Here is a 13172-nt window from a genome sequence, read left to right on the forward strand (position 1 = left end):
TTTCGTTGCTGCCCATTCAGATTACGAGCGGTGAGGGTAGAGGTAAAATTGATAATATTTAGAAACCACATCAGAAATATTGATATAGCGAACGGAGCAGGTACAATGAAACCGATTGCTCACAGGCTTTATAAAAAAGAGCGTCGGAATACAGATAATTACAAGAAATTAAGGAAGAAAATTGCGTTATTCATTAAAGCAGCTTGCCGTCTTTGACGCCGTTGCAGATTCCGGAAGTGTAAGCCAAGCTGCAGACAAGCTTGCACTGACTCAGTCGGCTACCAGTATGTCCCTAGCGCAACTTGAAAAGATGCTAGGCAGGCCCTTGTTTGAAAGGCAAGGGAAACAAATGGCGTTAACTCATTGGGGAATGTGGTTAAGGCCGAAGGCAAAACGCCTATTGCAAGATGCTCAGCAGATAGAAATGGGCTTCTATGAGCAACATCTTCTTAGTGGTGAACTTCGCCTCGGTGCCAGTCAAACACCCGCGGAACACTTGGTTCCCGATCTCATCAGTATTATTGATAATGACTTTCCAGAGATGCGTATATCGCTCGGTGTGCAGAGTACGCAAGCCGTCATCGATGGTGTACTCGACTATCAATATGACTTAGGCATTATTGAAGGTCGTTGTGACGATAACCGCATTCATCAAGAAGTGTGGTGTACAGACCATCTGACGGTCGTTGCATCGGCACATCACCCGTTTGCTAAGCGTGAAAGGGTTAGCATGGCTCAACTAGAGCAAGCAAAATGGGTGTTGCGTGAACACGGCTCTGGTACTCGCAAAGTTTTTGATAGCTCTATTCACCATTTAATTGCGGATTTAGACGTATGGCGTGAATATGAACACGTACCTGTGCTAAGAAGCTTAGTTGCCAACGGCCCATACCTAACTTGTTTGCCATTTCTTGATGTCGAACGCTTCATCGAATCCGGTCAGCTAGTGACTTTGAATGTACCTGAATTGGAAATGGAGAGAACACTCTCATTTATTTGGCGCGCGGACATGGCTGAAAATCCGTTAGCCGAATGCATTAAGCGTGAAGGAAAACGCATGATGAAGAGTCGACCTTCCGTTTTGTAGCGATCATTTTATCAATTTGCTAATACCGATATCTGTTGAATAAGCGATATCGGTCTCCATCTCATGATAAAGCGACACTTTGATACATTATAAATGTGACATTGATCGTCCGTTTTCTTTGTTAGTTACCATACTATGCGTACTTGATTTCAAGTGAGGCTGAATTCTTTTACGACGACTCGTAACAAGAATTTAGGAAATAGTATGAGTACATTAGTCGCGATTTCGTTAACAACAGGTATTTTGTCAGGTCTTTGGGGCTGGATTGCTATCTCTTTTGGTTTGCTATCTTGGGCAGGCTTCTTGGGTTGCACCAGTTACTTTGCATCACCTACCGATGGTGTGAAAGGGTTGTTTAGCAGCCTACTTACCAATATGACAGGCGTATTCTGGGCAATGGTGATCATTCATGGCTCCACCTTTGCTGGTTTAGAAATCTTAGGCTACGTAATCACTGCAATTGTCGCTTTCTTCATGTGTATTCAAGCAAAACAGACCTGGTTAGCATACATTCCAGGAACCTTTATCGGTTCTTGCGCTACGTTTGCCGCTGCCGGTGATTGGCAACTTGTTGTGCCTTCGCTACTACTAGGTGGTGTGTTTGGTTACTTGATGAAGACAAGTGGTCTATGGCTTCACCAAAAATCATCTCAATCTTCTCAAAAGGCAGAACAACACGCCAACCACGTTGAAGCGTAAGTTATTGAAATAAATACTTGCAGGTTTCAATGGTGTTGTCGGATTGGATATGTCCCTGTGAAAGATAACCCCCAATTAATTTGTATAGCTTTTATACAGGCACACCGTGATGGTGTGCCTTTTTTCTATTTAGCGTATAGACTGGCAAACGGCATTTTTGCTAAGTGTTACCATTGGCCATGGTGATCACACGTTTAAGCGTCCAGCGAAGAAGTAGAGGGATACATTCAAGGCCACGGTTTTCACAGTGTGAGACAATCGCGAGAGCAAGGTCAGGCTTCGCATGCTTCTTCAATACACGGGCAACGACTTTCTTCGGCGGAATAGGATGATCATGAGGGATCTTGACCATGTCTCTAAAGAAGCCTTCAAACCCATTCATGTATAGATAGTGCTCGATGTCTTTCTCTGGTAACTCTGTGAGTCGGTGTCGTGGTTGGTCGTGATCAAGTTTAGCAAGCACAGTCGCCGCATACTTTTTACCCGCAGCATCACCGTCAGTCACTACGTGCCAATCTATGCCAAACTCTTTGGCTACCTTAATCAGAGCTTTCAATCCTGATTGTGCAAACTCAATGATCTGCACGCCTTCTGCAGCCAAGTTGTAACCACACTGATTTGCTAACTCATTGAATAGCCATACTTCGGTTTCTCCTTCAACCAATAACCAACACCGGGCGAACAAAGCGCCAGAGCGGTGAAATCGTATATGGAAGCCGATTCTACGTAGTTCATCTTTACTAAAGCGGGCGGTATTAAGTTGGGTAGCAATGGTTTTGTCTGACAGACGAACCAAACGACGAATGGAGTGCAAAGGTACCGCAGCAAGTAACTCGCCACTATTGGTGGTCAGAATCTTCTGCATAGGCAGTTTTTGTAAAAGGCTCCATGCTCTAGCGAGATGCGTTGGGTGTAAACGACCTTCGGGATCTTCTAAGATCAACAATGGGCGCGCACATCGTCTTAGCTCGTTAGGGCCTTTGGCATGAAGATAGGCATTGAGTAGCCCCATAAACAATAAGCGCGTCTGCTTGTTGTTGGTCTCTTCAACGAGTTCATGAATGCTCTTATCGTTTATACCCGTCGAATATAAAAGTCCGTCACGTGGCTTACGCGGATTCTTACGAGAAACACTTTTGAAAGAGAAGTAATGTTCTATCAAGCTTTGCATTGAGTCTAGGCTACTGCGCATTTCTCCTTTATTCACATGGCCTGGTATCGCCATCAAACGTCTGCAAGTGTTATCGATACGCTTCTCGATCCGAGTTTGGTGTCCGTTTCCGTTGCCATTCCCATTAAATGGGCGGTCGAAGTGACGTGCATCTCTTAAGCGAATAACAGGGTGCAATGACATTAGCTCTTGTGCGAGCTTCTCTGAGTGATGAAGCTTGAGTGGATTACCCTCTAGATCGAGAAACGCGTAGTGCGTGATTGTTTCGTATTGTTCGAGTGTCGCACTGATTCGATAATAGATGCGGTGTGTACCATGCTCATCTTGTACCCAAACCGGCTTGAGCTTGCGATAACGACCGGCGTTTAACTCAGACTTGTCGTTAGCTTTGAGAGACAAGACAATTTGAAGGTGCTGTGATTGTGGATGTGAGACGGAATAGTCTACGTGGAAGTCTGTCATCTCGAATTGATAAGGCACGCCATTGGCGGGGAGTACAACAGACAAAGCATCAAGCAGTGAAGACTTACCCCAAGTATTCTCACCGATTAATGTTGTGAGTTCATCGAATGCCAATGACATTCGTTTGATACCTCTGAATCCAGAAATCTCGATTCGTTCTAATTGCATAGGCTTACTCCTAACAAAAGATCTGCTAATGCTTTGAAAGCAAACAGATATCTACAATCATAATCGATATTTTTGTGCTAGGTGTATTCTGTTGTCACAAAACAGAGTCTAAAGTTTAAACGAACCGAATGTGATTATTGATCTATCACACGTATTTTTTTGCAGTGCTGTTTCATAAAATTCACGATTCTGTCATGATTCCCGACCTAGTATGAAGGGAAGAAGAGAGAGAACATATGACAAAAAAGAATAAACCAGCGAAACTGGTTTTGGCGCATATCAATGACACCCACTCATACTTTGAACCAACGTCATTACAACTATCACTAAAAGTGAATGAGCAAATCATAGAGCCTTATGTCAGTACAGGTGGCTTTGCTCGAATAGCGACTCGTTTTAAGCAGTTGAAAGATGATGCCACTCGACAAGGGATAGGCACACTGTTTTTGCATGCTGGAGACTGCTTCCAAGGCACTTTGTACTTTTCTTTGTTTAAGGGGAAAGCCAATGCCGACTTGCTGAATGCACTCAATATCGATGCGATGACTCTAGGAAATCATGAACTCGATATGGGTAATGAGCCTGTCGCAGAGTTCGCCAAACGAATCCAATTTCCTCTGTTGGCCGGTAACTGGAATTTATCGAATGAGGATATCAATAAAACTCATACACTGGCAGACAATAACCAAGTAAAAGCATTCCTTCCGAATACTCGCAGTGCGAGCTACATCGTCAAAGAGTTCGAGGGTGAGCCTGTGGCGGTTTTCGGTCTCAGTATCGATCAGATGGATTTGATTGCGAACCCAGACATAGACACACCGTTTGAGAACGCCATTAATACTGCTAGAGCAACCGTCGAGCAGATTCATAAAGAAGGTATCAATAAGATTATATTGCTCAGTCATTTAGGTTACGAGGGCGATCTAGAAATGGCTAGCAAGGTGGATGGTATCGGACTTATCGTAGGCGGTCATAGCCACAGGTTACAGGGTGACTTTTCTGACATCGGCTTGATAAAAGACGATGAGTACGGTGTAAAAATCAACGATACCTATGTTGTACAGGCGGGTTTTCATGCTATGTCACTTGGCCATTGTGAGATTGAATTCGATGAGTTAGGAAAAGTGGCGAGTTTCAGTGGCCGCAATGAACTGCTTTTAGGCCGTCGTTTATTTATAGATGCAAAACTTAGTGAGGTTGGGCAAGGCGATGCTCATGATCTGGCTTGCGAATATCTGAACAATCATTCTCATATCTCTGTCTGTAAAAAAGATCCCGATATTCAGTCGATCTTGACGGATAAATACCTTCCAAGAGTGCGTCAGCTGCAGCAGCAAATCATAGCGACCGCAGAAGATAAGTTGCGCCATGTTCGAATACCTGATGCAAAAGGTCCGAGCCAACTGGCTCCGCTTGTGGCCCAATCCTTCCATTATGCGATGAATGAACGCGGGTTGGATGTGGATTTTGCGATTCATAATGCGGGCGGGGTGCGGAATTCGCTCAATGCTGGTGACGTGTCTGTCGCTGATATTGCCGGAAAACTACTACCGTTTGCCGTACCGATAGGTACATATCAGATTAATGGTGAAACTATTGCCGCTATGTTAGAGGGAGCGATCAACAATGCGCTGGATAACGGTGTTGTTGGCACAGGCTCAGGCAGCTTTCCTTATACGCATAATCTAAGATTCTGTTACCACGCTGAAGCGCCGATTGGACATCGAATTCATCATCTTGAAATCTACCGTGATGGTGATTGGCAATCGGTTGAGCGCCATCAATTGTATCGCGGGTCATCCTCGGCCTACACAATGAAAGGCAAAGAAGGCTACGATGCTGTTTTGAATATGCACGGAGAGGGGAATGTTACGGCGTTGTCCATGGCGGATTGTTTTATAGAGTTTCTAAAAGCCAATCCAGAAGCGTTGAACAGTAGCAATGCTCAGAATTGTTTGATTTGTTATAAAAAAGCACATTAATACTTTGTTGGTATCTTTTTTGCTTAATGTTTCGCAGTTGCTCTATTTGGCAGGAGACGAAACATGTGGAAGAAAGATTGGTTGGATGCAGTAGCAGTAGTAGGTTGGGTGTCGGTTTGGTCGGCACTGGTTTACTTTGTACCTATTGCGGGATTGTAGGAAACAGTACCAAAGATTAATACAAGCTATGGTTGATACCTACACTTAACAACGAAAACAGACAAAAGGGGCTTTTTGCCTCTTTTTGTTTTTTTAGTGCAAATTTATATAGACGAAACACAAATTCGGGAATATTATCCACGCGTTTGGGGAGTAGTTAGCGCAAGTTTACGTATCGTCATCTCGTTAGGCCAAGAGCCTATCCGGTATGTAAAGGTGAAATCCCATATTTCACTTCAACGAGACCAACGCAATCACAATCAAGTGCCATTTCGGTCCTTGATCTGTTTTGTTTGCGGAAGGTCTTTGAACAGTTCTTCCGCCCGGAGGAATAATGAACTCAGCTCAATCTCTATTATCAACTCAGCAAGACGTAATATCCACTTCACCAGATGTGATGACTTACGTGGGATTCTTCTTACTCACCTTGGTTTTAGTGTCTGTCGATATCTATCAAACTCGTGGTGGTAATGTCACCATCAAGAAGGCGACGGTGTGGAGCATCTTTTGGTTTTTGCTAGCGTTCCTGTTTGCAGGTTCAATTTATCTGTTTTGGGAATTCTATGCGCCTCATAGCGACTACACAGCAGAGAAAGCAACGGTCTCGTTTATCACTGGCTATCTATTAGAGAAATCACTCAGCGTTGATAACCTATTCGTCTTCGCGATGATCTTTGGTCAGTATCAAGTGCCTGAACATTTACGTCCTAGAGCGCTGCTATGGGGTGTGATTGGCGCACTTGTGTTACGTGCGGTGATGATCGCGTTGGGTGCTCAACTGTTAGCACAGTACCATTGGGTACTTTACGTATTCGCAGCATTCCTTATCGCGACAGGTGTTAAATTGGCGCTCGACAAAGGTGAAGAAGAGAGCGTAAACACGTTACCTGAGAAGTTGCTGCGTAAAGTGATGCCAGTGACTGAAGAGTTCCATGGCGCTTCTTTGATGGTTAAGCAGGGCGTTAAATGGATGATCACCCCAATGATGTTGGTGATCGGTGCAATTGCGGTTATGGATGTAATGTTCGCACTGGATTCTATCCCTGCAATCTTCGCTGTAACACAAGAACCGTTTTTGGTTTTGGCAGCGAACGTATTTGCGTTATTAGGTCTTCGTTCTCTGTACTTTGTGCTACAAGGCATGATGGATAAGTTCATCTACCTGAAACCAGCACTGGCTTTCATCATGGTATTTATTGGTATCAAGATGCTGCTGGTGGAGAGCGAATATGCGATTCCGACTTACTGGTCACTGGGCGTTTTGATCACCACCATGACAGTAGCGGTTATTGCATCTATCTATGGAAACAAGTCAGACATAGAACAGACAAATTGAAGTCAAAATAACTTATCTAAATAGTGGTTATTTTCACGAGGCCAAGAGAACAAAGAATTTATTTATGTAAATTTTTTGTGACCTTGGCCTCTTTGTTTAGAGAGTTATTTGTACTAAATTCAACTTTTAAGCGCAATTTTGAATTTAAATTCATTTTGTGTGAGTGCGTATTCTATACGGTTGTTAATGGTTTGTTTTATTAGAAAAACTTATCCGAACTTCTAGTTTTTGTCATTTTTTAACCCGCAAATAATCGCCTATTATTCACACCAACAAGACGAAACACTTAAAAAATTTATAGAGAGGCAATCATGGCTCAAGCAATGCAAATGAATACTATCGCTGTTCCAAACTCTATGGATAAGAAGACCTACGCGGTTAACTTCAAAGGACTGATTGCACACATCATCGACATCCTATTCGTTGATAACACTCCTCGCAGCTACTACGCAAGCGACCTTTCTGGTCACATGCAAAAAGATATCGGTATCTACCGTTAATCTTGCGAGACAAGAATTGATGAAAGCCAGCTCATGTAGCTGGCTTTTTTGTATCTGAAAGGAAATTAATGACGACTCGGTCTTCTCTATAACTCGATGCCCTTAATGTACATGGGTTATAAAGATCAGGAAGGAGTCGTTATGAGTCGTATCTGCAAAAGCCATTGGTTAGGTATACCGCTCGCGCTGTGTTCTACATCTGTGCTTGCCGAGAATTGGGAGCATAAAGGTCAACCTGCACAAATCATCGAGCTCTTTACGTCAGAGGGTTGTTCTAGTTGCCCTCCGGCGGACAAATACCTAAGTAAACTAGAAACCCACCCAGGACTCTGGCAAGAAGTGATTCCGCTTGCTTACCACGTTGATTATTGGAACTACCTAGGTTGGAGTGATAAGTTTGCTAGCCAAGCCTTTAGTCAAAAGCAGCGCTTATATAAGGCGTACGGAGTTGTAAGTAGCGTTTATACACCGGGCTTTGTTGTTGATGGTAAAGAGTGGCGTGGTTATTTTAATTGGCTTGATCGTACATTGCCGTCGATGCAACAAGTTGATAAGCCGACTTTGAGTTTAAGTCGTGAGGACAGTACCTTCAGCGTGAATTATGACGGCGAGGGCGATTACGTCGCTCACATTGTTCTGCTTGCGATGAACCAAGTGACTCAAGTAAAAGCAGGGGAGAACCGAGGGAGAGAGCTCGAACACGACTTCGTCGTTGTCTACAACGGATTTCAACGTGGAGAGTCAAGTTGGCAATTTGACATCGATTTCAGCCCACTCGTTGTTAAACCCGATGCGGTGGCGGTGTGGCTTACTAAGCCTAATTCCTATCAACCAGAACAAACCGTTGCAGGTTGGTTTAATCAATAGCGCAATTTCACGCGGTAATCGCTCTATGGAACACGATTTAGTTTGTATATCGTGGAAATTGGGCTTGGATAAAGGTAAATAAAAGGAAATCAGTACGGAAAGGGGCTCAAATGCGCTAGTATAGCGCGCTCTAATTTACCATTGAGTCTCTTCCATTAATGACTGATACCACAACAGTAACCAACTTCTCAGAGCTTGGTTTAATCTCACCACTTGTTTCTCGCTTAACTGAGCTTGAGTACCAACAACCAACGCCTATTCAAGCACAGGTAATTCCGAGCGTTTTACAAGGCCGTGACCTTATTGCGGGCGCAAACACCGGCTCAGGTAAAACAGCCGCCTTTGCTTTGCCACTACTTCAGCAAGTTTATCAGGAAAGCCCTGTATCACGCGGTAAAGGTAATTATGTGTCGGGCCTGATTTTGGTGCCAACACGCGAACTGGCAAAACAAGTTGCTGACAGCGTTAAGTCATATGCAGTTCATTTCAATGGTGCAATTAAAACAGTATGTGTATTCGGTGGTGTATCAGTAAACCGTCAGATGCAAGCTCTACGTGGTGGCGCTGATATTCTTGTGGCGACACCAGGTCGACTGCTTGATTTGGTTTCGAGCAACGCAGTCAAGCTGGATCGTGTAAAAACGCTGATCCTTGATGAAGCAGACCGAATGCTGAGCCTTGGTTTTACTGAAGAGCTTGACGCCATTCGTAAGCTGTTACCGGCTCAAAAGCAGACTCTTTTGTTCTCTGCAACGTTTCCTGAACAAGTTCAAGTATTAACGGAAGAGCTACTTAACAACCCACTTGAAGTTCAACTTCAAAGCGCAAACGCGAGCACACTGGTTCAACGTGTGTTTGAAGTAGAGAAAGGGCGTAAGACGGCTTTGCTAGCGCATTTGATTAAAGAAAACCAATGGCGACAAGCTCTTATTTTTGTTAACTCAAAAAATGGTTGTGAGCATCTAGCGGATAAACTCTACAAGCGCGGTATTATCGCGGAAGTCTTCCACGGCGATAAAGGTCAGGGTTCTCGTACCCGTATTCTAGAAGACTTTAAACTGGGTGATATCGACGTTCTTATTGCAACAGATATAGCTGCTCGCGGACTCGACATCGAAAAGCTGCCAGTAGTTATTAACTTCGACCTACCGCGAAGCCCATCAGACTACATGCACCGTATCGGTCGAAGCGGTCGTGCAGGCGAGGTGGGTTTGGCTCTGTCTTTGATCGATCACGAGGATTACCATCACTTTAACATTATCGAGAAGAAAAACAAAATTCGTCTGGACCGAGAGCAAGTAGAGGGTTTTGAAGTCGATGCCGAAGCCGTTGCAGAACTGATCGCAGCGCTTAAACCCGTTGCTCCACCAGCCGGAACAGGTAAGAAGAAAAAGAAGAAGAAAGCGGCACAGAAGCAAGATGTGTGGCTGAAAAATAGTTAATCTTGATTGAGGTTTCAGATACTAAAAAGGCGCTCCATGAGCGCCTTTTCTCGTTCTTAGTAGAAGCGATTACTTCTTACGGCAGAACTCAGCGATCACGTACATTGACTGACCGCCGTTTGTTTTACCAGAAACCAGTTTAGGATCGTCACCAACGCTGATTCCGCGGATAACTGTACCTTGTTTGATTACTTGGTTTGTGCCTTTTACTGGAAGGTCTTTGATTACCGTTACGTCGTCACCTTTTTTCAGTTCAACGCCGTTGCAATCAAGAGGCTTGTCATCAGCAGACATGCCGATTTGTGCCCATACTGATGTCTCTTCTTCCATGTACATCATATCTAGTGCGTCTTGCGCCCAGCTTTCAGAGTTCAGGCGAGTTAGTTGACGCCATGCCGTCACTTGTACTGGTGGCTCTTGGCTCCACATGCTGTCTGTTAGACAACGCCAGTGGTTGATGTCTTTAGGATCGTCAATCTCACCAAGACACTTGTCACATACCATGATGCCGTGGTCTACCGTAACGTGGCTGTGTGGTGGTACCGCGTATGCAGTAAGAGAAGAATCAGAACCACATAGTTCACATTTAGATTGGCAGCGCTCTAGCATAGTTGCTTCAGAAGACATAATGGACTCACATTTATTAGGTGTTAATTTACGGGGCTATTATCCACTTTATTTAATAGAATGAAAGGCCTCGTACGGTATTCTGTCTTGATTAATTTTAGCTGAGATCAATCGAAGTGCTTAAATTTTATAAGCAAACGATTTTGTAACAGGCAGAACTAGGCGGATGTTAAACAAAAATGCCAGCGGTTAGGCTGGCATTTTGGGGTTAGGACTAGATAGGACGTTCGTTACTCTAAAACTGAAGCCGCATTTGATACCGCATCTAATTTATTATCAAGTAGGAAGTCCACAGCTTGAGTTTGCATTGCCGCGTGGTGAGCTGCATCCAAAGGTAATGGTTGCGTGTCGTCTTGTGGGATAACAAACGTGCTGTGTGCCGCTGTATTATTGAACTTCACAAAATCTTTAACGCCATCTGGTGTTACACTACTCGCGTCAACTACTTTTAAACCAAGTTTTGTTGCTAGTGGTGTTGTACCTGCAAATGGAGCGTTAGTAACTGTGTTTGGTACTGTTTGGTCTTCTTGTACTTGCGCCATATAAGTAGGCATAGGAGTAGTAGCAGATAATAAGTAATCAGCATTAGTATATGGGTCAATAGTGTCCAATACGGTTTGTGCAGCATAAGCAAACTGTTGGAAAGCAGCCGTAACATCAGCTAGTTGTTCAGCGGATGCATTGTTTTCAAAGGTTTCATAACAGACTTTGTCTGATAAGCCTGAACAGTTTTGAGTAGCAAAATTAGCGTATTGAGCATTCCCACCCAAAGCTACGTTGTGTTTAACTTGCGGGCCAAAATAAGTAGAACCTAGTAAAAGGTTAGAAATTTGACCGCCAGAGTTTTCAATAGCCGCAGAACTAAAGTTGTACAGAGCATCCGCTGTTGCACTACCTAACGTGCGATTAGATGAGGCGACTGCAGTAGTGCCCACAATACCACCCAACGAATGCCCCAAGAACTTAACTTGAGATCCTGTGGTTAGATCAAAACCTTTTAATGGTGAAGCACCTAATAAATTAGCTTGTGATGACACAGCAAGAGATGCACGTAATCCCATTACGTCGAGAGCACTTTGACGTACATTATCACGAGCTACTGGCAGGTTGGTGAGGTTCAAATATGCCAGTACGTTTTCGTTCGCAGAACGTAAATCGTCTAAGCTACGCGTACCATGAATCGGTAAATCGATAGCCAATACTGCCAAACCTGCTTGCGCTAAGTTATAAGCAAAGGCATAAGCATTTTCTTTTGCTGATGTAATACCGTGTTGGTAAATCACGACATTTGTAGGATCAGAACCATTTGGTGTAAACAACAGGAACTCGACAGTCTCTAAAGATTTAACTTGTGGTACTGGAGAATACTTAGTGATGACTCTTTCACTATCAAGTGGTGTGCTGTCTACTAGAGTTAAATCTAAGCCTATAAGTTTAAGTTGCTCAGTTTGGCTCGTAGCGAGTAGTGTAGGGTCAATGCCTGCAGCCATAAGTTGTGCAACCATGTTAGCTTGCTCCGCGCCATTGCTTAGTGCACCAGACACTTTAGCCAAGCTCGGCATTGCTGATTCGAATGGTTGAGAGTTCCAGTTGGCTGCCCCTTTTTCTAAGTAATGGGGTAGTTGAACAAAGCCTTCACTGACATCTACACTGGCCCCAGACGCAGCATACATTGTTTTTATAGCGCCTTTTGCTAGGGCAATGTCAGTGGCATCACCACCGCCAATGTACTTATCAAAGTCCGTATCTTCGTCTAGTGCAGTATTAAAGTCTTTCGTTGAAACAAACTGCATTCCATATGCCGTAGAAAGGTCTACATCATCAGCTTTTGCACTTCCTTTCCATACATCATTGAGTCCGGTACCACCTAGTCCCGTTGCCGTGGCGCCTTTAGTAGCGAATAGCGTGTCACCGACAGACTGAGTCGTAAACCAAGTTGAATAGATGATGTCCTGCGTATCAAGTGTAATCGCACCAGCGGTATTGGCGCCGGCAAAAATTTGTTCGACTCCACGTGTAACTTGTTGTGCTTGAGCCAAGCTACCTTCAGTGTAGGTGGTGGTCATTGATTTTAATGCAGCATAGCTTGCTGACATGCCAACAGGATCACCATTAACATCTGTCAACTCGTTAGACAGAGCCAATACGTATTCACTTGATGCATCGAGAGAGTCATTAAACACGATCGTAAACGAGTCCGAAGCTGCGCTAGATAATACGTTGAAATCAGTGCCTAGCGTCAGTACTTGTGTGACAGTAGGTGCTGTTGCAGATGTTAATGAACCGCTAAGTTTAAGTAAGTAGACACCTGCAGCAGCAACGCCGTCGGCTAAGCCTGCACCTTCAAAGTTCATGATGATTGGCATTGAGGTTGACCAACCATCCATCGTGTTCATTGCTGCTAGTGGGTTGGTTAGCGCATCGTTACCACTCGTTGGTAGTCCCAAAGTACCATCGGTGCTATCCATCAAAGCGAAGCTGGGTAGAGGTACTGAGGTATTTGCTCCAGACAGGTGGAACTTGATATTCGTCGCTTGAGCTAATGAATCCTGAATGTGTTGTTCGTATTGCGGTGTCGTTGAAGCACCTGAACTTGATGTATCGTCGCCACAACCAGCAAGAATAATAGCTGACGCCAATACCGAAACTTTAAATAACTTTTTCATAGCATC

At 44.1% G+C, this 13172-nt stretch carries 10 protein-coding genes; 7 read left to right on the forward strand and 3 right to left on the reverse strand.

Annotated elements, in window-relative coordinates; genetic code table 11:
• Positions 1-181: 181 nt before the first annotated feature.
• Positions 182-1087, forward strand: a complete 906-nt coding sequence (locus tag L1D60_RS04720; protein WP_239839963.1) for a LysR substrate-binding domain-containing protein — start codon at positions 182-184, stop codon at positions 1085-1087.
• Between the two features lie 204 nt (positions 1088-1291).
• Complete coding sequence (locus tag L1D60_RS04725) at positions 1292-1786, forward strand: DUF1097 domain-containing protein (RefSeq protein WP_239839964.1); 495 nt, start codon at positions 1292-1294, stop codon at positions 1784-1786.
• Between the two features lie 160 nt (positions 1787-1946).
• On the opposite strand, the gene L1D60_RS04730 is transcribed toward L1D60_RS04725, so the two are convergent.
• Entirely contained in the window at positions 1947-3587 is a 1641-nt protein-coding gene (locus L1D60_RS04730) for an ATP-dependent endonuclease (RefSeq protein WP_239839965.1), read from the reverse strand.
• Positions 3588-3823: 236 nt separating this feature from the next.
• Between L1D60_RS04730 and L1D60_RS04735 the strand changes: the two genes are divergently transcribed.
• From L1D60_RS04735 to L1D60_RS04755, 5 genes are all read left to right on the forward strand, one after another.
• On the forward strand, positions 3824-5569 hold the full coding sequence (locus L1D60_RS04735) for a bifunctional UDP-sugar hydrolase/5'-nucleotidase (RefSeq protein WP_239839966.1): 1746 nt from the start codon (positions 3824-3826) through the stop codon (positions 5567-5569).
• A 493-nt stretch (positions 5570-6062) separates the two neighbouring features.
• Positions 6063-7064, forward strand: a complete 1002-nt coding sequence (locus L1D60_RS04740) for a TerC/Alx family metal homeostasis membrane protein (RefSeq protein WP_239839967.1) — start codon at positions 6063-6065, stop codon at positions 7062-7064.
• A gap of 311 nt (positions 7065-7375) precedes the next feature.
• On the forward strand, positions 7376-7564 hold the full coding sequence (locus tag L1D60_RS04745; RefSeq protein WP_032552577.1) for a hypothetical protein: 189 nt from the start codon (positions 7376-7378) through the stop codon (positions 7562-7564).
• Between the two features lie 141 nt (positions 7565-7705).
• Positions 7706-8431, forward strand: a complete 726-nt coding sequence (locus L1D60_RS04750; RefSeq protein WP_239839968.1) for a DUF1223 domain-containing protein — start codon at positions 7706-7708, stop codon at positions 8429-8431.
• Between the two features lie 158 nt (positions 8432-8589).
• Positions 8590-9873, forward strand: a complete 1284-nt coding sequence (locus L1D60_RS04755) for a DEAD/DEAH box helicase (protein ID WP_239839969.1) — start codon at positions 8590-8592, stop codon at positions 9871-9873.
• Between the two features lie 69 nt (positions 9874-9942).
• Here the strand turns inward: L1D60_RS04755 and L1D60_RS04760 are convergent, their stop codons facing one another.
• Positions 9943-10500: a PhnA domain-containing protein gene (locus tag L1D60_RS04760; RefSeq protein ID WP_239839970.1), complete on the reverse strand. Its 558-nt coding sequence runs from the start codon at positions 10498-10500 to the stop codon at positions 9943-9945.
• 230 nt (positions 10501-10730) lie between these two features.
• A complete protein-coding gene (locus L1D60_RS04765) occupies positions 10731-13166 on the reverse strand; it encodes a VolA/Pla-1 family phospholipase (protein ID WP_239839971.1) in 2436 nt (811 codons plus the stop codon).
• Positions 13167-13172 lie beyond the last annotated feature (6 nt).

Source organism: Vibrio sp. Isolate30, from assembly GCF_022397975.1.
Taxonomy (GTDB): Bacteria; Pseudomonadota; Gammaproteobacteria; order Enterobacterales; family Vibrionaceae; genus Vibrio; species Vibrio fortis.